This window comes from Halobacteriovorax marinus SJ (assembly GCF_000210915.2).
Lineage (GTDB): Bacteria > Bdellovibrionota > Bacteriovoracia > Bacteriovoracales > Bacteriovoracaceae > Halobacteriovorax > Halobacteriovorax marinus.
In genome coordinates, this window is sequence record NC_016620.1 from 176,174 (window position 1) to 197,415 (window position 21,242).

General features: G+C 37.2%; 23 protein-coding genes and 1 other RNA gene. 19 read left to right on the forward strand and 5 right to left on the reverse strand.

What is annotated here, in order from left to right:
• The first annotated feature begins 89 nt into the window (after positions 1-89).
• The 3 genes from BMS_RS00825 to BMS_RS00835 all read left to right on the forward strand — a co-directional run bounded on the left by BMS_RS00825 (position 90) and on the right by BMS_RS00835 (position 3,123).
• Positions 90-938 carry a flagellin N-terminal helical domain-containing protein gene (locus tag BMS_RS00825; RefSeq protein WP_014242891.1) on the forward strand — a complete coding sequence of 283 codons (849 nt, stop codon included), beginning with the start codon at positions 90-92 and terminating at the stop codon, positions 936-938.
• A gap of 263 nt (positions 939-1,201) precedes the next feature.
• Entirely contained in the window at positions 1,202-2,035 is an 834-nt protein-coding gene (locus tag BMS_RS00830; RefSeq protein ID WP_014242892.1) for a flagellin N-terminal helical domain-containing protein, read from the forward strand.
• Positions 2,036-2,124: 89 nt separating this feature from the next.
• On the forward strand, positions 2,125-3,123 hold the full coding sequence (locus tag BMS_RS00835) for an SDR family oxidoreductase (RefSeq protein WP_014242893.1): 999 nt from the start codon (positions 2,125-2,127) through the stop codon (positions 3,121-3,123).
• Between the two features lie 8 nt (positions 3,124-3,131).
• Here BMS_RS00835 and BMS_RS00840 read toward each other — a convergent pair whose 3' ends face one another.
• Together BMS_RS00840 and ssrS are read right to left on the reverse strand one after the other, a co-directional pair.
• Complete coding sequence (locus tag BMS_RS00840) at positions 3,132-3,665, reverse strand: hypothetical protein (protein ID WP_014242894.1); 534 nt, start codon at positions 3,663-3,665, stop codon at positions 3,132-3,134.
• Positions 3,666-3,726: 61 nt separating this feature from the next.
• Positions 3,727-3,925, reverse strand: a non-coding RNA gene (ssrS, locus tag BMS_RS17295) — 6S RNA.
• A gap of 229 nt (positions 3,926-4,154) precedes the next feature.
• Between ssrS and BMS_RS00845 the strand changes: the two genes are divergently transcribed.
• The 15 genes from BMS_RS00845 to BMS_RS00915 all read left to right on the forward strand — a co-directional run bounded on the left by BMS_RS00845 (position 4,155) and on the right by BMS_RS00915 (position 16,248).
• Positions 4,155-4,340, forward strand: coding sequence for a Flp family type IVb pilin (locus BMS_RS00845; RefSeq protein WP_014242895.1), 186 nt, complete (start codon positions 4,155-4,157; stop codon positions 4,338-4,340).
• Positions 4,341-4,456: 116 nt separating this feature from the next.
• A complete protein-coding gene (locus tag BMS_RS00850) occupies positions 4,457-4,666 on the forward strand; it encodes a hypothetical protein (RefSeq protein WP_014242896.1) in 210 nt (69 codons plus the stop codon).
• Positions 4,666-5,172: an A24 family peptidase gene (locus tag BMS_RS00855; protein ID WP_014242897.1), complete on the forward strand. Its 507-nt coding sequence runs from the start codon at positions 4,666-4,668 to the stop codon at positions 5,170-5,172. Before BMS_RS00850 ends, BMS_RS00855 begins: the two co-directional genes overlap by 1 nt.
• Positions 5,142-5,456 (forward strand): Flp family type IVb pilin, encoded by a 315-nt coding sequence (locus BMS_RS00860; RefSeq protein WP_014242898.1) that lies wholly within the window; start codon positions 5,142-5,144, stop codon positions 5,454-5,456. The genes BMS_RS00855 and BMS_RS00860 overlap by 31 nt, the downstream gene beginning before the upstream one ends.
• Positions 5,457-5,494: 38 nt before the next feature.
• The gene (locus BMS_RS00865) at positions 5,495-5,968 is read left to right on the forward strand and encodes a hypothetical protein (protein WP_014242899.1); all 474 of its coding nucleotides are present in this window, start codon (positions 5,495-5,497) and stop codon (positions 5,966-5,968) included.
• On the forward strand, positions 5,958-6,491 hold the full coding sequence (locus BMS_RS00870; protein WP_014242900.1) for a hypothetical protein: 534 nt from the start codon (positions 5,958-5,960) through the stop codon (positions 6,489-6,491). The genes BMS_RS00865 and BMS_RS00870 overlap by 11 nt, the downstream gene beginning before the upstream one ends.
• 90 nt (positions 6,492-6,581) lie before the next feature.
• A complete protein-coding gene (gene cpaB, locus BMS_RS00875) occupies positions 6,582-7,397 on the forward strand; it encodes a Flp pilus assembly protein CpaB (RefSeq protein ID WP_014242901.1) in 816 nt (271 codons plus the stop codon).
• Entirely contained in the window at positions 7,397-8,878 is a 1,482-nt protein-coding gene (locus tag BMS_RS00880) for a pilus assembly-related protein (protein ID WP_014242902.1), read from the forward strand. Before cpaB ends, BMS_RS00880 begins: the two co-directional genes overlap by 1 nt.
• Positions 8,878-11,112 (forward strand): ATPase, T2SS/T4P/T4SS family, encoded by a 2,235-nt coding sequence (locus BMS_RS16540; protein ID WP_014242903.1) that lies wholly within the window; start codon positions 8,878-8,880, stop codon positions 11,110-11,112. Before BMS_RS00880 ends, BMS_RS16540 begins: the two co-directional genes overlap by 1 nt.
• The gene (locus BMS_RS16545) at positions 11,112-12,002 is read left to right on the forward strand and encodes a type II secretion system F family protein (protein WP_014242904.1); all 891 of its coding nucleotides are present in this window, start codon (positions 11,112-11,114) and stop codon (positions 12,000-12,002) included. The genes BMS_RS16540 and BMS_RS16545 overlap by 1 nt, the downstream gene beginning before the upstream one ends.
• 88 nt (positions 12,003-12,090) lie before the next feature.
• On the forward strand, positions 12,091-13,719 hold the full coding sequence (locus BMS_RS00895) for a DUF6531 domain-containing protein (protein WP_014242905.1): 1,629 nt from the start codon (positions 12,091-12,093) through the stop codon (positions 13,717-13,719).
• A 111-nt stretch (positions 13,720-13,830) separates the two neighbouring features.
• Positions 13,831-14,034, forward strand: a complete 204-nt coding sequence (locus BMS_RS00900; protein WP_014242906.1) for a hypothetical protein — start codon at positions 13,831-13,833, stop codon at positions 14,032-14,034.
• Between the two features lie 180 nt (positions 14,035-14,214).
• A complete protein-coding gene (locus BMS_RS00905; protein ID WP_014242907.1) occupies positions 14,215-14,418 on the forward strand; it encodes a hypothetical protein in 204 nt (67 codons plus the stop codon).
• A 101-nt stretch (positions 14,419-14,519) separates the two neighbouring features.
• A complete protein-coding gene (locus BMS_RS00910; protein WP_044557142.1) occupies positions 14,520-15,899 on the forward strand; it encodes an aldehyde dehydrogenase family protein in 1,380 nt (459 codons plus the stop codon).
• A gap of 160 nt (positions 15,900-16,059) precedes the next feature.
• Positions 16,060-16,248: a hypothetical protein gene (locus BMS_RS00915; protein WP_014242909.1), complete on the forward strand. Its 189-nt coding sequence runs from the start codon at positions 16,060-16,062 to the stop codon at positions 16,246-16,248.
• A gap of 34 nt (positions 16,249-16,282) precedes the next feature.
• On the opposite strand, the gene BMS_RS00920 is transcribed toward BMS_RS00915, so the two are convergent.
• Both BMS_RS00920 and BMS_RS00925 read right to left on the reverse strand, forming a co-directional pair.
• Positions 16,283-16,639, reverse strand: a complete 357-nt coding sequence (locus BMS_RS00920) for a hypothetical protein (protein ID WP_014242910.1) — start codon at positions 16,637-16,639, stop codon at positions 16,283-16,285.
• A 1-nt stretch (position 16,640) separates the two neighbouring features.
• Positions 16,641-17,036 (reverse strand): response regulator, encoded by a 396-nt coding sequence (locus tag BMS_RS00925; RefSeq protein ID WP_014242911.1) that lies wholly within the window; start codon positions 17,034-17,036, stop codon positions 16,641-16,643.
• Between the two features lie 280 nt (positions 17,037-17,316).
• Between BMS_RS00925 and BMS_RS00930 the strand changes: the two genes are divergently transcribed.
• Complete coding sequence (locus tag BMS_RS00930; protein ID WP_014242912.1) at positions 17,317-18,624, forward strand: ArnT family glycosyltransferase; 1,308 nt, start codon at positions 17,317-17,319, stop codon at positions 18,622-18,624.
• A gap of 28 nt (positions 18,625-18,652) precedes the next feature.
• On the opposite strand, the gene lon is transcribed toward BMS_RS00930, so the two are convergent.
• On the reverse strand, positions 18,653-21,070 hold the full coding sequence (lon, locus tag BMS_RS00935; RefSeq protein ID WP_014242913.1) for an endopeptidase La: 2,418 nt from the start codon (positions 21,068-21,070) through the stop codon (positions 18,653-18,655).
• Between the last annotated feature and the right edge of the window lie 172 nt (positions 21,071-21,242).

The following is a 21,242-nucleotide window of genomic DNA, read 5'->3' on the forward strand; positions in this document are numbered from 1 at the left end:
GCGACGAAGAGTTACATGAAGAATATGTCATGGATGGACATATTGATCAGTAGAACGAGTCTACTGACACTCACATCAAGGAGGATGAAATGGGACTTCGTATTAACACAAATGTTGCGTCACTTAATGCACAAAGAAATCTAAGTGGTACGCGTATCAACATGAACAAGTCGTTAGAGAAACTATCGTCTGGTCAAAGAATTAACAGAGCTGGTGACGATGCCGCTGGACTCGCAATTTCAGAAAATTTAAAAGCACAGATTAAAGGTCTTGGACAAGCAAAGAGAAATGCTGAAGATGGTATCTCTTTAGTTCAAATTGCTGAAGGTGCCTTAGGGGAAGTATCAAATATACTAATCCGTCTTAGAGAGCTCTCAGTACAGGCCGCTTCTGATACTATCGGAGCAACAGAGAGAAAATTTCTTAATGTTGAATTCGAGCAATTAACATCAGAGATGGATAGAATTGCAAACTCTACAGAGTTTAACAGAGTTCCACTACTAAACGGAACTGGAGCAGTATTTGATATTCAGATCGGAACGAGAAATGACCCTATAAGTGATAGATTAACTTTTGATGCTTCAAGCGCAGACGTTAACGTTGCCGCTTTAGGATTAAATCTTGCTTCTGTAGCTGACAAGATCTCATCTCAGAACTCATTGTCTTCAATTGACTCTGCGATTGTATCTGTATCAGGTATTAGAGCTGACTTTGGTGCTTTACAAAATAGACTTCAATCAACAATTAACAACATTGCTGTAAGTGTTGAGAACCTTTCTGCTGCTAACTCAAGAGTTAGAGACACAGATATCGCTGCAGAGACTGCAGAGTTAACTAAGCAGAATATCTTAATGACAGCTGGTACATCAGTTCTATCTCAAGCGAACTCTAGTACAAAGAACGCCTTAAGCTTAATTCAATCAGCCTCTCAAGGGTAAGCTAGTGACCAATGGTCACTAGGATTTTGAATTAACTTAAACTTTGTATTAAGAGGGCCAGATGATTGGACCAAATGGATGAATAATCTATAGCAATTGATTATCCTGCAAGATTCAGTTGCTTTATAAAAATAAGAATACAAAAGAACAATAAATAGAACAAAGTAATTAAGAAGAAATAGAAACTAATATATTAATAATTTTTTTGAACAAGAGGTTCGAAGTACGCCACAGGAGGTAGCAATGTTTGAAGGGGATTAATCATGGGAATGAGAATAAATACTAACGTATCGTCGCTATCAGCACAAAGAACGTTAAGTACTACAAACAGAAATATGAACGACAACCTGAGGAAACTTTCTTCAGGAGAGAGAATAACTAGAGCTGCGGATGATGCAGCAGGACTCGCTATAAGCGAAAACTTGAAGGCCCAGATTAGAGGGATGCGACAAGCAAAGAGAAATGCAAACGATGCAATCTCCCTAATCCAGACAGCTGAAGGTGGTTTAAATGAGATTTCAAACATTATTATCAGACTTAGAGAACTCTCAGTACAAGCTGCCAACGACACACTTGGACCAGAGGAAAGAAAGTACTCTGACATTGAATTCCAAAACCTTAAAGAAGAGATTGACAGAATCTCAAGGTCGAGTGAATTCAACGGAGTTAAGCTACTCGATGGAACAGGTGGGAGAATGGAGTTTCAGGTCGGTATTCACAATGATCCAATCAACGATAGACTCGTCTATGATGGAACTGGATCAGATGCTACGATCTCAACTCTTGGGCTTTCAGCAGATAATGTTGCCTCTAAAGAGGGAGCTCAGTCTTCTCTACAAAAACTTGATGATGCACTTGTGCAAGTCAATGGAATTAGGGCCAATATGGGTGCCCTACAAAACAGACTCTCGTCAACTGTTAACAACTTGGGGATCAGTGATGAGAATTTAAGTGCGGCTAAGTCAAGAATTAGAGATGTAGATATCGCTGCCGAAACAGCAGAGTTAGCTAAAAACAACATCCTAATTCAATCTGGAACATCAGTGTTATCGCAAGCTAACCAGTTCCCGAGCATAGCCAACAAATTACTTGGTTAAATATTGTTCTTTATTGCCCTTGCTTCGAATGAAGCACGGGCATTTTTTCGTTTATTTTCCTGGAAATTAAATAGTGGTATGATACTTCTATGGAAAATGTCACAACTCTAGTACCAAAAAGAGAAAAAACAATTTTAATATTCGGTCTATCATCTTTTGTTGGATCAAACCTTGCTGAGTTCTTTAAAAAAGATTTTAGAGTTGTTGGTACATATAATAAAAATCCAATCTTTATTCCAGGTGTTCTAGCGCTACCATGTGATGTTTTAAATAAAGAAGAGGTGCAACTCGCTCTCTATGCTTTTAAGCCTGATATTACAATATATGCTGTTGGGCTCTCGTCTGTAATGGAGTGTTCAAGAAATCCTGATCTCGCTGATGCTCTCAATGCAAGTGGTTTATTCAATGTTGTAGAGTACTGCCAGAGGTATAAATCTCAAGTTTGCTATTTATCTTCGGGCTTTGTTTTTGCTGGTGAAGATAAGCAGTATATAGAAATGGATATACCTGATCCAAATACTGTTTATGGAAAGACTCAGGCCTCTGCCGAGTTTTATATACAGAAGTCGTCGCTAAATTATATTATTTTTAGAAGTTGTAAACTCTATGGGCGCGGTCATATTGAAAATAGAAAGACTTTCTTTGAAACGATTCAAAAAGACTTTATGGATCGAAAGAATATTTCTTGTGATGATAATGTGAAAACAGGTTATTTAGATGTTTACTACCTTGCCATGATCTTAAAGATTTGTTTTGAAAAGGGTGTAAAGAATAGACTCTTTCAAATTAGTTCCAATAATACGGCAAGCTTTAATGAATTTGTTAAGGATTACTGCGAGATCTTCTCGGAAAGTTCTGGTCTTGTACAAAAGGGTCGATGGCCATTTCCATTCGTTGCCTCTGCTGCAACTCTTCCGTCCGGAGATAAAATTAACTTTGATTTAGATATCTCAAATATCGAAGGCTTCCTAAATATTAATATGCCTACCGTGAAAGAGTCACTAGAGTTCACTTTTAAACGATTTATGGGTAAAGCAAAAACTGCACGAGGCGGCTCCTCTGGTGGAGAAGACGTAACTTTTATTTAAAGTTGAAATTATCTTGCAGAATTTCTAATAAACTCAGAAAGGTAATGTCTTACAAGGGCTTCAGGCTCGACAACTTCACCGTTAAATCTCCACGTGATGTCATTGAATGGACCTAGGTGGGCCCTTACTTCATGAACACCCTGTGATCCACTTGAGTCTGTCGATCTAAGACGTGCTGAGAAAACTTCTTTTCCATTGGCCAGAAAACCAATTGTGATGAGGTCGGCAGCTTTTCTTGCAATGATAAGTCTTAAGCTATTTCTAAATAGCATAAAATCATTGATGGTATTTGATATTTTAAAGATCTTAATAGCAGAGCCCGACTGATGAGAGCCTCTATATTCATTAAATTTTGAAACAAAAATTTCGAATTTTTCGCGGAGTTCATCCATGAAGTCGATAGATGACTCTTCGAGCATGTGGAGAGGGTTGAGGTGGTCATTGAAGTTTACTACTCCAGACTCTTCCATGTTAATTTCCTCAAGAGCTAAGCTCTCGATCCACTTTGTTGAAACTTCTTTTTGTTGATTTAATTGATCCATATAACAATCATCCGTAACTGTTCGTTTTCTGTCAAATTTTTAGTGATTTTAGATGTAAGAAAAGAGGGTCAGGAGCTGTCAAATTGGAGTCTTCCGCCCGCCATTTGACAGGTGGTTGCAGTAAGTAATTATTTTAGGCTTCTCGCTCCTTAGATAGAATCCAAGTGCAAGCTTGCTCACCATAATCAGGGACCGCCTCCGTGAAAGAGATTGTAGGGCGAAAAAACTATTATTGCCAACTACAAGACCCACAACCATTATACCTTTCTTTTGATTGAATAGCACTTTAAACAAGTAAATCTTGTAATTTTAATAGGTTGTCTAAAAGAGTTAGGAAAAACGTGAAATTGCTTTGGTGTGTCATTGAATGGGTATATAATAGTACTAAGCTTGAGTGATTTAGTATGTTGTTGAAAACTCTAAAATAATGGAAGTTTTTCTTAAGTTAGAGCAGAAAATGACCGACAAAGTTATTCAAAGGAGTAAGTTATGAAAAAAACTTTGCTGGCCTATTTAAAAGACGAAAGTGGGCAAACTTCAACAGAATATATTCTTCTGGTTGCGGTTGTAGCATTAATCGTTTTTAAATTCAAAGATGTTGCCTCATCAAGATTAAATAAAATCACTGAGGACGTTTTTGGTAAAGCGGAAGGCTTCGTAGACAGTATAGAATAATAGATTTAGAGCTATAGTCTAGCTGCTAGGTCTATTATTCTAAATTGTTCGCCACAAAACTAGGAATTTAATTCCTAAGTGTCTTATCGTATTTAAAACTCTGTTACTTTAGATACATGGTTAAAGGTAGTGCCGGTCAGGCCCTAATAGAGTATCTAATTCTATTTGCATTCATGTCACTAATTGCTCTTAATATGGTTAAGGGGATGGGTGGTATGATGTCCGACTCCGTCAGGAGTATTGGATTTCAATTAACACAGCAATTGACTATAGGTGTTTGTGAAGAAGAGTGTTGGTATTCAGATTATCAAAATAGGACGAAGTAATGCCAATATCAGTCTATCTCTTTCTAGTAGTACAACTCTTCTTTGTCGCTTCTCACGATGTTACTCACAAGAAAATTTCTAACTTTTGGCCGCTCATAAATATTTCATTCTATTTACTAAGTGTCTTCTTTTTTCCCGACCACTATAATTTTGGATGGAGTACATTTGTCTTTCCAATTGCATTCTTTATTGTAGGAATATTTCTATTCACTTTAAAAATTATGGGAGCGGGGGATTCGAAATACTTATTATCTTTTTACTTGTTGATCCCAGTTTCTCTACATGAGACAGCATTTATCTTTCTCGCTTACTCTACTGTTGTTGTCGGGCTTTCTCTTTTATTAACCAATATAATTAAAAGATCTGATATCATTAAATTAGCAATTAAAACTAAGAACTTAAGATTAATAAAAACAATCTTTGGACAAAGGTTTTCATACGCACCAGTTATATTAGTTTCGTGGTTATGGTTTGGATGGACAATAAGAGCAAAAATATTTTATTAGAAGAAAGAGGGCAAAGTGCTGTTGAGTACATAATGTTACTCGCAGTTATAAGCTTAATTACTTTCTCCATTGTAAACTCTAATAAATTTAAAGATTTTATGGGAGAGGATTCTGGATTCTTTGCAGGCTTAAGGTCTCAGTTGGAGTACTCCTATCGCCATGGTTATTTAAATAGTGAAGCTGATCGAAGCGATGATAACTACAGTGGTCCGCATGAGACATACTACGATATTGATGACGGTCGAACACGTTTTTTTACAGGAGGGGAGCAATATCCACGCTAATTAGAAAAGAGGAAGGGCAATCTACGATAGAGTTCTTAATGACTTTCGTATTTTCGTTCGGATTTATTTTTCTCTTTTATAAAATCTCTATTGATGCAACAAGTGGATTCTACATCCACTATGCCAACTTCATGGCGGCCCGTACATATTTAACGGTAGAGAATAATAGTGCCAATATTGCAGGTTCCGATGGGTTTGCTTTTCAGCAAGCTCAAAATGTTTTTAATAGTTATAAGCCAGAAGTTATGGTTACTGGCTTTAACGGAGGGATCAGTGTCAACGATCCGTCATCCACACCAAATAAACTCTATGTTGGGACTGTGGTTGATTACTCTGTTCCTTTTTCATTTAGTAATTTGATTGGAGGGAGAGATCCCGTCTTTTATAAATCGGAAACATTTTTGGGAAGAGAGCCAACTCGCTCTGAATGTCTTGCCCGAGTCTGCAAAGTGATGCAGGACTTAGGGGCAGATTGTAATACCCATGTAACTTTTTTTGATAATGGCTGTTAAGAAATTAAAGAAGAATATTCTAAGAAATGAAGAGGGGCAGGCAATCTTTGAATTTGTTCTCTTTCTCCCGTTCATAATTTTTCTCTATACTGTACTTATCAATATAACGAATTCAATCAATGGGTCGATTAATCAGCAAAAGGCCACAAGAGGTTACTTTTATAGATTGGTTAAACATGATTCAAGAACACCCAATAGAGTTGATATTGAGTTCCTACTTGGAAGTGGAATAAACGTTATGGGCGCTTCAAGTGTGGGGTGGCGGAGAAAATCCGTCGGAGATACTCAATCATTTGGTACTTGCTATAAATTTATGAATTTCTTTGGAAATGAAACAGACGAAGAGTGTGATGAGAGTAGAATTGGAGAAGTAACTTCCAACTTTATAAAGCTATTTACATTCTATGGTGTCTGCGGAGAAACCTATATGAAATCCACTTCTGGCTACGTCGAAGGAACTAATTTCCTCAGGTATGGTAGCTTTGCTGATCAGCTCGGATATGATCAGTGTGTCCAAAAATAATCACCTAGACTGATACTTCTTTCCCCATCCTCAACTGACCGTAATTATTTGTTAAAATTAATAGTAGTCACTTAAGTAGGGTAGTAAAGAATGAACACTAGAGCACTCACATTGGCCTTGATTATTGCAGTCTTTGCAATGTTCATGGTTTATACGTATATCGATGATGAAAAAACTAAAATCATAAAGAAGTATGGTAAAGAGCAGTCAGTTGTCATTGCTAAAGTTGATATCAAAGAACTTGAACTCATTGATGATTCAAAAGTAACTGTTACATCAATGCCTTCAAACTTTGTTCACGAGAAAGCATTTAAAACAATTAAGGAAATTCAAAACACTGTTGCAACAGTTCCTATTCTTAAGGGCGAGCAAATTACCAAGCCAAGAGTTAGTTGGCCGGATGAGAGAAGTGGTCTTTCAAGACAGGTTGCTGTAGGGAAGAGAGCAATCTCTTTAGACGTATCTGAAAGAGCTTCAGTTGGTAAATTGATTAAGCCCGGAGATAGGGTAGATATTCTGGCGGGAATTGACTATGCAGGTGGTAGAAAAGATTTACAGAAAATGAAGACGATACTTCAAGATGTTCTTATTCTTTCAACGGGTAAGAGTATTTCTGGAAACCTTCCTATTATTGGTGTTAAGACACCAAGAGTAATTAAGAAAATGAAGCTTAATACATATAGTGACTATGGAACGGTAACACTTGAGTTAGATCCATATGAAGTACAGAAGCTAGTTTTTATTCTTAGTTATAATTCTGGTACTCCACCATATCTAGCACTAAGAAATAATACGGATAAAGAAGTTGTTCGAATTAAGTCGACTAAACTCTTCGATATCCTTGGAGAGGATGCGTCTGAGGCAAAGATATTCTTCTCTGAAAAATACAAGAGTCAAGGCAACTAATGAGACTTGTTAAAACTTTTTTAATATTCATTTATACCATTTCGATCTTTGCTCAGCAGGGAAAGAATGTTCCTGAGAAAAAAGTTGAAGTTGTTCTAGGTATAGACCATGTAGAGAAACTCGATTTTGCACCTTCTACAAAAGTGCAAGTTGGTAATGATACCATTTTAAATCACGTAATTATTCCACAAAAAAGAGAGATCACATTTAAAGGTCTTAAACCGGGACAGACATCTGTAATGGTAAGAAATACTGTTGGAGATATTAAGGCCAAGTTCTTAGTAAATATCACTGCAACTGACCAATCTAAGGTTGTTCAAGAGTTAAAAGAATTTCTTGGTGATGTTGAAGGTCTGGAAATTGGTATCAAGGGTAATAAGGTCTACGTAGGTGGAGAGATTGTTGTCCCATCAGATATTGGTAGGGTGATCGTTGTTCTTGGTGGGTATCCAGACGTTGTACAATTAGTAGAACTCTCTCCTCAGACCCAGAGAGTTATCGCTCGTAATATGCAAAAAGAAATTCAAAAAAGTAATATGCCAGATGTAACGGTAAGGGTTGCGAATGGACTCTTTATGCTTGAAGGTGTTGTTAGTTCTGATGTGGATAAGACTAGGGCCGAGCAAATCGCTGCTGTCTATGTTCCTGACATGATTCAAAACCTTGCGAGACGAACTGAAGCGGTAAAGGCGGCGGAGAAAGATATTATTCAAAACTTTATTAGTGTAAATGCGAAGAAGAAGCCTGCGCCAATTCCAAAGATGATAAAAATCTCTGCCCAATTTGTTGAGCTTACAAAAGATTATAATAAAATTTTTGGGTTTAAGTGGGAGCCAGTTCTCGGTGGAGGCGGTGGTACTATAAATATTGGTAAGGGCGCCGATGGTGGTGTGACATCTTCATCTAGTGGAACCCTTGCTGGAACCATTTCAAATCTCTTTCCAAAGTTAGCATCAGCTAAGAGTGCCGGTTATGCGAGAGTTATTCAATCTGGTGTCATTATAACTAAAGATAAGATAGCGAGTAAGATCGTTAAGAGAAGTGAGAAGCCTTTTGCAATTGGTACTGGAGAGTTTGTTAGAACTGAGAAAGCAACTGCTGGGTTTGATCTCTCTATCACTCCTACAATTTTGCCACAAGAGAAAGTTGACTTGAGTATGGGACTAACCGTCAGTGCAAACGTAGGTGATCCTCCAGAGACAACATCTAATACTATTCAAACTGCATTAGTTGTTAAAAGTAAGGAGAGTGCTGTTGTTGGTGGTGTTGTTGTAAATAAATCTTCAACAGATTTTGACAGAAACCCACCGGGTGGAGTTGATGAAGTAGAAGATGGAAGTAAATTATTTTCTTTTGTGAAGTCGAAGGCATATTTAACGAATAAGTCTCAGTTTGTTGTTTTCGTAACACCTGAGATTATCGAATCAGCTTCGACAGGAACTGAAGAGATAAAAAGAAAATTTAGAAGTAGAAGGCGATAATGGCTGGTCATATAATTACAATTATTGGTGGAAAAGGCGGGCAAGGGAAATCCCAAGTTGCTGCAAACTTGGCATTTGCTTATGCTGTTGAGTCGCGCCAAAAAGTAATGCTATTAGATTTTGATAAGAATGCTAGTGGTGATCAAAACTTTATTACAGGTATAAAGTCGAAGAAAACAGTAAAGGACTTATCAGAGTTTTCTGGTGCCATTGATCCACGCTCTATTATGCAGTTCTTAACACCACATCCCGCAGGTGTAAATTATATTGGAATGCCTTCTGATCCAACTGCAAGTAATAGTATTAATGCTGATGGACTGGGTAAAACTCTTAAGGCCATTACAAATATCTTTCCCTTAACAATTATTGATGCTGGAAGCGAGATGAATGATCTTGCGGCTAAGGCCCTTGAGTTTTCGACAATGATTTTTCTCGTCGTTACTCCAGATATTCTCGCTCTCAATCAGACGAAGAGATTATACTCTGATCTTGTAACGATGATGTTTCCAAAAGATATGATGCAAGTTCTACTGAATCAGCATCAAAAAGGGCACCCTGTAACACCTGAAGTTGTAGGCAAAGCAATGGGGAAGCCTGTTTTTGCGACTATCCCAAAAGATGATCAAACTTGTGTGATGGCACTAAACCAGAAGAAGCCAGTAATGGTTATTGCAAAGAAGAGTAACTTTGCTAAAGGTATTACAGAGTGTGCCAGAAAAATTATTCAAAAAAATATTTTAAAATCACTCGCAAAACTTAATAAACCTACAGATGTTGGGGCTAAGGCCGATTCTGGCGCTCCAATGGATGGGAAGACGAAGAGTGCTTGGACAGAATTAAAATCAAGAATTCATAAGGCCCTTGTTGATGAAATGGACTTAAAGAATTCAGACGACAATGATCCAAAAGCGGCCATCATTATGCGTGAGCAAACTAAGAAGATGGTTGTTGAACTTCTCGGCAAGGAAGACACTAAGAGTGTTTTCCAAACAAGAGAAGATATGAATAGAATCGTTAAGGAGATTTTGGATGAGGCCCTTGGACTTGGTCCTCTGGAAGATCTACTTGCCGATAAAGAATGTTCAGAGATTATGGTCGTAGGCCCTGATAAAATATTCTATGAAAAAAGTGGTAAGGTTAAAAAATCAGATATTACTTTCACTAATGATCGTCAGGTTCTCAATGTAATTGAAAGAATCGTTGCACCTATCGGAAGAAGGATTGATGAGAAGACTCCATACGTAGATGCTAGACTTAAAGATGGCTCCAGAGTTCACGCCATCATTCCACCTTCGGCCTTAGATGGTTGCTGTATTACAATTCGAAAATTTCCTGAAGAGGTTGTGACTTATAAAGACTATATAAAGTGGGGATCTCTCACGCAGAATATGGCCGACTTTCTTAGGATTGCAGTTGAAGGGCATAGAAATATTGTTGTTAGTGGTGGTACTGGTTCAGGTAAGACAACTCTAATTAATATTCTTGGAGGATTTATTCCTGCCAATGAACGTATCATTACTTGTGAGGACTCTGCTGAACTTAACTTTCCACAAGATCACGTCGTTCGTCTTGAAACGAGACCACCTTCGCTAGAGGGTGATGGGGAAATTGATATTCGTTGTCTGGTTAAACAAACACTAAGAATGAGACCTGAAAGAATCGTTGTTGGAGAGTGTCGTGGTGGTGAAACCCTGGATATGCTTCAGGCAATGGGGACAGGTCACGATGGATCGATGACAACAGTTCACTCTAATAATCCGAGAGAGTGTATTGGTCGTCTTGAGACATTAGTTCAATATGCAGGTGCCGGTTTAAGTCCAAAAGCAATTAGAGAGATGATCGCAAACTCTGTACATATGATTATTCAGCAAAAACGTCTGGATGATGGTTCTAGAAAGATGACTCATATTTCAGAGATTGGTGGTATTCAAGGTGATGTTGTCACACTTCAAGATATCTTTCTCTTCCAACAAAGAGATATTGATAAGAATGGTAAAATAATAGGTGAGTTTCAGGCCACAGGGTTTATTCCTAAGTTTATCGAAATTCTAGAGCGTAAAGGTTACAACGTTCCTCGTGGTCTCTTTAGTAATAGTGCCGGCGGTAGTGGAGGCGGTAGTACTCCTCCTCCTGCGAGTGGAGGCTCTAAAGCACCTGGTGGTGGCGATGCTAAGCCTAGGCCAAAACAGAGGCCTAATGGACAAAATAGACCTGTAAAGAAGAGGCCTAGTTAATGAGTTTCTTTATAGCTTTAATCGGAAAGTCAGGTGTCATTGGTCTAATAGGGTTTGCTCTATTCCTGCTGTGCTATAAGCACTCTCAAGGAATATTTGATTGGATCGAGAATCAAACTTTTGGTACTCGAAGCTATATTATGGAGAAGCTAGAACTTCTCTTTATTGAAATTCCTGAACAAAAAATTACTTACGCACTATTGGGTTGTTCTGTGGGGCTTGGGTGTTTTATGTTTCTACTCTTTGGTGTATTAGGCCAATGGGTAATAGGATTTATTCTTGGATTAATTTTTGGATTCATTGGTTTTAAAGTTCCAAAGCCATTAATTAATTATCTTGTGGATAGAAGAATAAATGCATATTCAGCACAAATGGTTGATGCGCTTACACTTCTCTCAAATGGTATTCGTGCAGGTCTCTCTGTTCCTCAGGCAATTGGGATGGTTGTAGACGAAATGCCTGCACCTGTTTCACAAGAGTTCAATATGATCTTACAGCAAAACAGGATTGGAGTACCTCTAGAGGAGTGCTTTGATAATCTTTCAAAAAGAATTCCTACAGAAGACAATGATATGTTTGTCTCTTCTATTAATATTCTAAGGGAAACCGGTGGTAACCTTGCCGAGGTTTTCGATACTATTGTTGACGTTATTCGAGAAAGGGTTCGCCTAAAACAAAAGATTGATACGTTTACAGCACAGGGTATGTTTCAGGGTCTAACAATCTTTCTCATGCCTTATGGTATTGGCCTCATCTACTTTGTCTCAGACCCAGAGTCTGTAAAGCCTATGTTCACACACCCTCTAGGAATAATCCTTACTTTGGCGGCGCTCGCTTTTGATTTTGCAGGGGGATTTGTGATTCTAAAGATAGTAAAAATAAAGGTTTAGCTACTTAGTGAAAATAGTTTAAAGTTCTGAACTCAATTTGCCGATATAATATACGAGAGAATTATAGTGCTCAAAAAAGGATTAATACATGAAGCTTGTTAAATTACTCCTATTATTATTTTTAATTCCTGCTACTGCGTTTGGTGGGGTTAATCTTAAGAACGGAAACTTCTACATTTCGTACACAGACATTATCGTCCCAGGTGGGGGACACGATTTAGAGGTCGTAAGAACTTATAACTCTAAGTCGACAGAGAAGGGTTGGTTCGGTTTTGGTTGGGGTTCTGATTATGAAACCTTTCTAACTGTTTCCGCTGATGGTTCCGTGGTTATCCACGAAAACGGAAGTGGTGCCAATACTAGATTTGTTCCAAAGGAAGCAGTTGATCCAGTATCTGCGGCTCAAAGAATTATTGAGGCAATGAGAAAGAGAACAAGTGTTACAGAGCAAGTTGCAAAGTCTCTAAAAGTTAAACTTTCAAACGATGCCGAGCTTAGACAAGCTTATGCTAGAAAGTTTAATGTTAAGGCTCAGCTAGCAAACGGAACAGTACTATTCTCAAATACGAGAGGACTACAACAAGTACACAAAATCAAAGATGGTTTTAAGCGTGTTTATAATGACGGTAAAGTTCAGTTCTTTAATAAGGACGGTAAACTTGCCAAGATTAAGGACAAGCACGGTTATACAATCTCTTTTGAGTATAAGAATGGAAACCTTTTAAAGATTAAAGATTCTCAAGCAAAGCAATTATTCTTTGAGTGGTTTCAAAATGGAAGAGTTAAGAGTATCTCTTCTACAGCGAATAAGAAAACAAGCTATAAATTTGAAGGTGATGATCTTGTAGAGTCTAAGGACGTTGCAGGAAATGTATTTAAGTATTCATACGATGCAAATCACAATATGAAGTCGATTACTTATTCAGATGGTTCAAAAATGGAAGTGGACTACACTCCAAGAACGCAATTTGTTCAATCTGTAAAAAGTAGAAGTGGTGATTTAACAAGCTATAAGTATGACTCTAATCCGAAGAACCCAGACTTCCATTACTGGACAACTGTGACTAAGAAGTCTCCAAATGGAAAATCTGTTTCAAATAAGTATGAGTATGAAATCAAAGCTAGACCAGATGGTTCTCAGTACACTTATAGAATTTTAACTCAAATCAATGGGCTAAAAACTGAGACGATTTACTCTGAGTGTTGTTCACTTCCTCTTAAAATTACGAGAGGAAATCATGTGACTTCTTTTGAGTACAACAAGAAGGGACTCTTAACTAAGAAGACTTCTACTAAAGGTGATTATATTGAGCTTTCTTACCACAAGAAGTTTAATAAGATTACAAAAGTTGTAAACAAGAAGGGATGGACTAACTTTAAGTATGATGAGAAGAGTGGAAACTTAGCTAAGGCAGAGAACAGCTTTGGGAAGTCAGTTCTTTTAATCTACGATAGAAAAGGTCGTATCACTAAGATGCATGACTATGATAAGAATACTAAGAAGAAGAGATCTCTATCATTTGTTTACAATGCTCAAGGTAAGCCAGTAGAAATCAAGATGGACTCAATTGGAAAAATTAATGTTCAGTATGATAACTATGGTGAGATTAAGAAAGTAGAATCGAAGGCCGGACATAAAATGGCACTTCAAGTAACTCAGGCGTTTCAATCATTACTTGCGATTGTTAAGCCAGCAGGAGTTAATCTTAATTTATAATGCCTAGTTTATAAGGCAGTAGGAGCAACGAGCTTTCAGTGACTTGCTCCATTAAATGAAGAGAATTGAAAAAGAGTGTATAATTAAAGTAAGTAAAGTTAGGAGTAAGATATGAAAAAAATTATTGCCATGCTTTTAGTATTAGGACTTTCATTCCCAGTGATGGCAGACGGTTCGTCAGATGGTGGCCTTGGGCAAAACACTGATGATAACGTAGAGTGTAGCCAGATCTTTCACGGTACAGCTCCGAAGCAGGAAGATGTAAGAGAAGGGGATAGCACTGCACCTCAACCGGGTACAGATGTTGGTAAGTAATCTTAAGTAAAATGTTTAATGATATAGACCCAGGCAATGCCTGGGTTTTTTTGTGTCTGTAAATAAAATTGTCACTGTCTAAAGAATAGACTCTCTTCAAATGATAAGTAATTGAAATTCAAACACGTAGTTTGGCATGATTTGTGCTCCTTAAAGTAGTATTACATATGGGAGAAAATTATGAAAAAACTATTATCTATGACAGCTTTATTATCACTTCTAACGCTTTCTTTCTCTAGCTATGCTGGTGTGGGAGAAGGGTCTACAGAGTGTATTAGAAACCAATCTACGCAAGCGAGAGTTGCAGGCAAATCTAAAGCAGCAAAGGAAGAAACAGTAAAAGAATCTTCTGAGCAAGAGAAATCATCTTCAGTTCAAAAATAATAAGCTAATTTTCTGGGCCAAGTTCCTTGGCCCTATATTCCATCCGTACATTCCTATTTATCAGTGCTATAATTTCTTATCTATTCAAATTGGAAGTAAGAATGTTTGACAGTATTGAAGCATTAATTAAGACACAGAGAGAGCATATTTTAAGTGGTCTGCATATAGACTATAAGAAGAGAATAGAGCTCTTGGATAAGACTAGTGAGGCCATAAGTAAGTATGAGAAAGATATTCTCGATGCCCTTTCTAAGGACTTGGGAAAGCCAAGTTACGAGTCTCAGATATCAGAAATACTCTTCGTCCAAAACGAAATAAGACATATTAAAAAAGGTCTTAAGAAGTGGATGAAAAAAGAGAAGGTAAAAACCCCTCTTCTCCACTTTCCGGCCAAGAGTTATATTCAATCCGAAGCCTATGGGAGTGTTCTTATCATTGCTCCTTGGAATTACCCATTTCAACTTCTTTTCTCCCCTTTGGTGGGAGCAATTGCAGCAGGAAATAGGGTCATAGCAAAACCTAGTGAGATCTCTTCCCACACTTCAGAAATTATAGCGAAGATTATTTCCGAAAGTTTTGAGAGCGAATATATTGGCTGTGTCACCGGTGGAGTTGAAGAGACGACTTATCTCCTAGATCAGAAGTTTGACTATATATTCTATACTGGAAATGGTGTCGTCGGGCGAATCGTAATGGAGAAGGCCTCGAAGAACTTAACTCCTGTGACTTTGGAGTTGGGAGGAAAGAGTCCTACTTTTGTATTTGGCGATAACGATCTTGATCTAGTTGCAAAGAGAATAATATCTGGGAAGTTCTTCAATGCTGGGCAAACGTGCATTGCTCCTGACTATATACTAGTTCAAGAGGATAAGTATGAATCCCTAGTGGATAACTTAAGGAAATATATTCTCAAGTTCTACGGAAAAGATCCAAAAAAGAGTAAAGACTATGGAAGAGTTATTAACTCTCGTCACTTGGAGAGATTGAAGTCGTATATCGAGTCTGAAGATATTCTCTGTGGTGGTGAAGTTGATGAACAGGAGAGGTATCTCGCCCCAACATTGGTAGGGGCTTCTGGAAGTTCTTCGGTAATGAGAGAAGAAATCTTTGGTCCAATTCTTCCCATCGTAAAAATGACCAATTTAAAAAGTGCTATAGACTTTGTAATAGAGCGTGATAAGCCATTGGCAATGTATATCTTTAGTCGCGACGAGAAGATTGTTAACTCTATTCTTAAGCGTGTAAGTGCTGGAGGGGTAACTATTAACGATACTCTTATGCATATTACAAATGATAAGTTGCCCTTTGGTGGAGTTGGTGAGAGTGGAATGGGCGGCTATCACGGAAAGAGCTCGTTTGATCTTTTCTCACATAAGAAGTCTATTTTTAGGGCCTCTACTCGAATTGATCCGCCGCTAAAGTACCCTCCTTACTTTGGAAAGCTTAAGATTGTGAGATGGTTATTGAGGTTCTTTGGCTAGAAATTTCACTTTGTGGGAGCTTTATACTGTCTAAATAATAGACAGTGTAAAAATAAATTACAGAGTAGATATAGCTAAATCACTTAAAATACATAAGATAATTTTGGCACGATGAATGCATTAATATTAGTAATTAAACTATTATCCTCGGGAGGGATTTATGAAAAAGCTAGTATTAATCACAGCAATCATCGCAGGTTTTTCTTCAACTTCATTTGCCGGTACAGTAGGTGAGTCTGATACAAGTTGTATTAAGAACCAATCAACTCAAGCTAGAGCAAGTAAAGAAGTGAAAGAAACAGAAGTTCAAGTTGAGCAAGAGAAGACAAGCAAAGACAAGCAATCTTAAGAATCAACCATATGTAATAATCAATGAAGCCGAGTTAATATGACTCGGCTTTTTTTAGGACTTTTTTCAGGAGTTCTTTTTCCTCTACTGTGAAATTATCATGGTGTGATTCAATTTCATTCTCGATTTGCTTCATCGACTTCTTTACAGAAGAGTACTTTGTTTTAACTTGATCGCTCTTTGATGAAGTGTTGGAAAATAACTCTTTTCCATAGTGAGTTCCCTGTTTAATTCCAGAGTTGAAATTTGATTTAACAGACTTGTAAATATTTGCAGTATAAGGCTTTGTGAACTTATTCATGTGCTCAAAGACCGTTTTATCAGAGAGAGGAAATGAAAGTATTATAAAGCTAATAGAAAAATAGAGAAAAAACTTAAAAACAAAAAACATCTTAATTATCCTTTTCCATTTCAATTTCAATTTTTTCAACCGATCTAATCAGATCTTTCTCACTAAAAGGCTTGCTTAGAAAGTCTACAGCTCCATTGGAAATTGACTCTATAATAATGCTCTCCATATTTAGAGAGGACATCATTATTATTTTAGCCTGCTTAGAGTTTTCAGAAATAATTTTAGAGAGCTCAATTCCACTAACCTCTGGCATGACAATATCAATGAGAAAGAGATTAGCTCCAGTTCCAAGCAGTGGAACTGCTTCATTGGCACTTGATGCTTGTCCAACGACATTGAAGCCATTCTTTTCTAGTATTTCAATAAGGGAGTTTCTCGATAAATCCGAGTCATCTACTACGACAATCTTAAGATCTTCATTTCTAGTACTGCTCATTTCTACGCTTCCATGTGTAATGATTCTTCTAAATTATAGCACATCTTATGAGAGTTAAAAGTAGGTGGAGTATTGCTTATACTCAAATATCTAGTTAAAATGAGAAATATCATTTGTTTAGAATTTAAGGAATTAAGCTATCTTAAAATTTAAAAGAATTAATGCATATACTTTAGTCTTTCTTGTCTTCTTACTTACTTTTTTTACTCTAAAATTAATAGTCCACGGGGAAGTTGGTTTATTTGATTTAGAGGAAGTAAATAAGATTGAATTTATTTTCATGAAGCCGGATCTCCTTTTCTTTTTTCCTGGAGAGCATCCTGAGGGGGCATTCTTTGGGCATCCTGGCCTAAATAACTTTCTCTACTTTCTTTACTCAAGTATTTTTGGAGTTAGCCTCTTCTCTATGAGAGCTTTTTCACTAATTATCTCATGTCTCTTTGTTCTCAGCTTCTATTACTTTGTGAGTGTGACCTCGAATAGGCGAGTAGCTTTCTACTCTTCGTTGAGCTTGATGATGTTGCCGATGTTTCAGATTCAATCAATCATGTTTTTTAATGAAATGGGTTCTCTGATGTTTGCGCTGGTATCGCTTGCGCTTCTTCATCAAAAGAGACTTAAGAGTTATGCACTCTTTGGTGTTATGGCCCTCTTATTCTTAGAGAGTGCTATTGCATTCTATATTGCAATATCTCTGATATCGATTTTTCACTTAATGAAGAAAAAGAATATGGACTATAATAAGCAAGTCCTTGGTTACAGCTTAGTTCCATCTCTTTTCCTCGTTTCATTTTTTCTCTGTGAATATATAACCACAGGGGAGATCTCAAATCATATTACTCGCCATGTAATTTCGAATCGATTAGATAGTTCTGTCGGTTGGCTCGGTCTTATGACAGATGTCCTCCCCAGATACGCTATAACTTTCAAAGAGAACTTTTCGCCAATATTCTTATTGAGTTGTGTCTCTCTAGTGATTTATCACGTTCTCTATAAAAGAAAGAGCTGGTTTCTAATAAGTGGTGTAAAAATACTTTTTCTCCCTGCTTTGTTCTATCTACTTTTCTTTACCTTTTTCTCAGAGTTTCAAGGTGGACGTGATCTATATGTTATTTTTCTTTTTCTTATTTTCTACTTCTTTCAATATGTAGATTTGATTACATCCAGAAAACTCGTCTATGCTCTATGCCTTCTGGTTATTGCGCAAGGGTCATACTCTCGCTTGAATTCAACTGGACGATCTCACTTTCAAACATCACTTCAAGAATATCAGAGAGAAGATATATACAAAGAGTTCACAGAGAAAATTTTAGAAAAGGTGGATGATCATAAGTGTTATGTAAGTAGTAAATTCTTCTATAATAATATTTATTGTAGAAATTTCTACGGTGTACAGGAAGATATTGAACAAACAAAGAAGAAATCGACGCCCTTCTTTGTTCTTCTTTCTAAAAATGATTTAAAAAAAATTGAAGAGCTTAAAGAAATCGCCCAAAATAATAATTTAGTTTTAGAAAAGAAGGTGGTTGGGAAGCTAGAAGGAGAAACTGTAGTTGTCTACTTAGCCTCTCAGGATCAGGAGCAATAAAAAAGGGAGCCTAGAAGCTCCCTTTCTATTATGCTGCTACTGGTGGTAGCGTATTTTTACTTTGTTTTCTCTTTGGCTTTTCGCTCTTCTTTTTCCATCCAACAAGAGCAACTTCAAGTACCTCATCAATTGACTTTACAGGTACAAAGTTAAGCTTCTTTCTATATTCCTCAGGAATGTCGATAAGATCTTTCTTATTTTTCCAAGGAATAATGATTGTCTTAATATTCATTCTCATGGCCGCAAGAGCTTTTTCTTTTAGTCCACCGATTGGGAGAACTTTTCCAGTAAGAGTAATCTCTCCAGTCATGGCAACTTCTTTACTTACAGGAGTGTCTGTGAGTAGAGAAACTATTGTTGTTGCAAGCGTAATACCTGCACTCGGTCCATCTTTAGGAGTTGCTCCTGCTGGAAGGTGAATGTGAATCTCATTCTCTTCAAAAGCACTCTCACTTACACCTAGCTCACTTGCTCTACTTCTAATATAGCCAATAGCTGTTTGAGCTGACTCTTTCATCACATCGCCCAGCTGACCAGTTAGAGTAAGACCTTTTCCTTTCATCTTAGTTGACTCGATATAGAGAATCTCTCCACCATGAGCTGTCCAAGCAAGACCTGTTGCTACTCCAACTTCATCGTACTCTTTTTCATCTTCCTTCGTGTAGATTGGAGGACCAAGTAGAGTTTCAACTTCATTTGGAATAATTTGAGTTTTAGTTACTTCGCCTTTAGCTATCTTAGTGGCCACTTTTCTACAAAGAGCACCAATTCTTCTTTCAAGATTTCTAAGACCTGCTTCTGAAGTGAAGTTCTTAATAACTGTTTGAACACCTTCATCGGTAAATTCAATGTGCTCATCAGTAATTCCATTCTCATTCATTTGCTTTGGAATAAGATATTTCTTCGTAATCGCAACCTTTTCTTCTTGAGTATATCCAGAAAGGTTTAGCACTTCCATTCTATCTCTAAGTGGCCCTGGAATATTTTCTAGGACATTTGAAGTTGCAATAAACATCACATTTGATAGATCAAATGGAACATTTAGATAGTGATCTCTAAAGTTCATATTTTGCTCTGGATCGAGAACTTCTAGAAGCGCACTCGATGGGTCTCCCTTGAAGTCTCCGCCAAGCTTATCTACTTCATCTAGTAGAATGACAGGATTATTTGTTTTTGCTTGCTTAAGTGCCTGGATAAAACGACCTGGCATTGAACCAACATATGTTCTTCTATGTCCTCTTATCTCCGCTTCGTCTTTTACACCACCAAGAGCAATTCTTACAAACTCTCTTCCTGTGGCCTTGGCAATAGACTTCCCAAGAGACGTTTTACCAACACCTGGAGGTCCTGAAAAACATAGGATTGGTCCCTTCATCTTTCCGTCTTTTAACTTTCTAACGGCAAGGTATTCTAAAATTCTTTCTTTAACTTTATCGAGGTCAAAGTGATCCTCGTCCAAAATAGCCTGAGCTTCTTCAAGGTCATAAACCTCATCAGATGTCGCCGACCAAGGAAGGTCTGTAAGCCATTCAAGATAAGATCTAAGAATACTAGATTCTGAAGAATCTGGGTGCATCTTCTCTAATCTTTGAAGTTGCTTCATCGCTTCTTTTTCAGCTTCTTCAGGCATTTTACAAGCGTTAATTTTATTTCTAAATTCTTCAAACTCATCTTCTGGTTGTTCTGAGTTTTCATCACCTAGTTCACTTTTAATGGCCTTGATTTGTTCTCTTAAGAAGTATTCCTTTTGAGATTTATTGATTTCATCTTTTGCAACGTGCTTAATTTTTTGTTGCATGGCCAATATTTCTAATTCTCTTGAGAGAATGTCATTAATTTTATGTAGTCTTTCAACAGGATCAAGAACTTCAAGAATCATCTGTGCTTCACCTACGTGAAGGTTGAGATTTGAAGCAACTAAGTCTGCCAGTCTTCCCGGGTCTTGAATATCTTCAAGTACCATTAAAATATCTGGTGAGAGAACTTTACCAAGAGTAATAACTCTTTCTAGTTGTTCTCTAATATTTCTCATGAGTGCATTAACAGCAACTGCTCCAGACTCAACGGCAACGTCTTCTACTTTGGCAACTTTTGTTACGAAGAACGGTTCCGTTTGATCAAAGTTTAGAATTCTAGCTTTAGATAAACCTTGAACTAAAATTTTAATTCTTCCATCAGGGAGCTTTCTCATTCTCATGATCATTGCTACAGTACCCAATTCATAAATTTCAGATGGCTCAGGCATTTCTGCTGTAATATCTTTTTGACTTGCTAGAAGGATTAATCTATCCGTCTTATTTAGAGCATGTTCTACGGCCTGAATTGATGACTCTCTACCAACAAATAAAGGTAGGATCATAAATGGGTAAACAACAATATCTCTAATCGGTAGGAGGGGAAGCTCTTCTTTGAACTCAATATTTTCACCCTCGTAGTTAGTAACCATATATTCTCCTTCAGATGGTCTTTTTGAACCTTACTTCTTTCACTCAAATCATCGGGAATAATTCCCTAAGTCTTTAAACTTTTTATAATTTTTGGTATATTTTTTTTCAATTATTTAAGTAACTTACTCAGGTACTGACCCAAAGTTGGTAACTTAGAGTGCGTACTAATGC

What these genes read in the sequence shown, in the direction of transcription:
- BMS_RS00915 (WP_014242909.1), top strand. Translation starts at nt 16,060, where the DNA reads ATGAAAAAGCTAGTATTAATCACAGCAATCATCGCAGGTTTTTCTTCA.
- BMS_RS00830 (WP_014242892.1), top strand. Translation starts at nt 1,202, where the DNA reads ATGGGAATGAGAATAAATACTAACGTATCGTCGCTATCAGCACAAAGA.
- BMS_RS00910 (WP_044557142.1), top strand. Translation starts at nt 14,520, where the DNA reads ATGTTTGACAGTATTGAAGCATTAATTAAGACACAGAGAGAGCATATT.
- BMS_RS00825 (WP_014242891.1), top strand. Translation starts at nt 90, where the DNA reads ATGGGACTTCGTATTAACACAAATGTTGCGTCACTTAATGCACAAAGA.
- BMS_RS16545 (WP_014242904.1), top strand. Translation starts at nt 11,112, where the DNA reads ATGAGTTTCTTTATAGCTTTAATCGGAAAGTCAGGTGTCATTGGTCTA.
- BMS_RS00840 (WP_014242894.1), bottom strand. Translation starts at nt 3,665, where the DNA reads ATGGATCAATTAAATCAACAAAAAGAAGTTTCAACAAAGTGGATCGAG.
- BMS_RS00845 (WP_014242895.1), top strand. Translation starts at nt 4,155, where the DNA reads ATGAAAAAAACTTTGCTGGCCTATTTAAAAGACGAAAGTGGGCAAACT.
- BMS_RS00835 (WP_014242893.1), top strand. Translation starts at nt 2,125, where the DNA reads ATGGAAAATGTCACAACTCTAGTACCAAAAAGAGAAAAAACAATTTTA.
- BMS_RS00905 (WP_014242907.1), top strand. Translation starts at nt 14,215, where the DNA reads ATGAAAAAACTATTATCTATGACAGCTTTATTATCACTTCTAACGCTT.
- BMS_RS00900 (WP_014242906.1), top strand. Translation starts at nt 13,831, where the DNA reads ATGAAAAAAATTATTGCCATGCTTTTAGTATTAGGACTTTCATTCCCA.
- cpaB (WP_014242901.1), top strand. Translation starts at nt 6,582, where the DNA reads ATGAACACTAGAGCACTCACATTGGCCTTGATTATTGCAGTCTTTGCA.
- BMS_RS00865 (WP_014242899.1), top strand. Translation starts at nt 5,495, where the DNA reads ATGACTTTCGTATTTTCGTTCGGATTTATTTTTCTCTTTTATAAAATC.
- BMS_RS00920 (WP_014242910.1), bottom strand. Translation starts at nt 16,639, where the DNA reads ATGTTTTTTGTTTTTAAGTTTTTTCTCTATTTTTCTATTAGCTTTATA.
- BMS_RS00880 (WP_014242902.1), top strand. Translation starts at nt 7,397, where the DNA reads ATGAGACTTGTTAAAACTTTTTTAATATTCATTTATACCATTTCGATC.
- BMS_RS16540 (WP_014242903.1), top strand. Translation starts at nt 8,878, where the DNA reads ATGGCTGGTCATATAATTACAATTATTGGTGGAAAAGGCGGGCAAGGG.
- BMS_RS00930 (WP_014242912.1), top strand. Translation starts at nt 17,317, where the DNA reads ATGAAGCCGGATCTCCTTTTCTTTTTTCCTGGAGAGCATCCTGAGGGG.
- BMS_RS00850 (WP_014242896.1), top strand. Translation starts at nt 4,457, where the DNA reads ATGGTTAAAGGTAGTGCCGGTCAGGCCCTAATAGAGTATCTAATTCTA.
- BMS_RS00895 (WP_014242905.1), top strand. Translation starts at nt 12,091, where the DNA reads ATGAAGCTTGTTAAATTACTCCTATTATTATTTTTAATTCCTGCTACT.
- lon (WP_014242913.1), bottom strand. Translation starts at nt 21,070, where the DNA reads ATGGTTACTAACTACGAGGGTGAAAATATTGAGTTCAAAGAAGAGCTT.
- BMS_RS00870 (WP_014242900.1), top strand. Translation starts at nt 5,958, where the DNA reads ATGGCTGTTAAGAAATTAAAGAAGAATATTCTAAGAAATGAAGAGGGG.
- BMS_RS00855 (WP_014242897.1), top strand. Translation starts at nt 4,666, where the DNA reads ATGCCAATATCAGTCTATCTCTTTCTAGTAGTACAACTCTTCTTTGTC.
- BMS_RS00925 (WP_014242911.1), bottom strand. Translation starts at nt 17,036, where the DNA reads ATGAGCAGTACTAGAAATGAAGATCTTAAGATTGTCGTAGTAGATGAC.
- BMS_RS00860 (WP_014242898.1), top strand. Translation starts at nt 5,142, where the DNA reads ATGGACAATAAGAGCAAAAATATTTTATTAGAAGAAAGAGGGCAAAGT.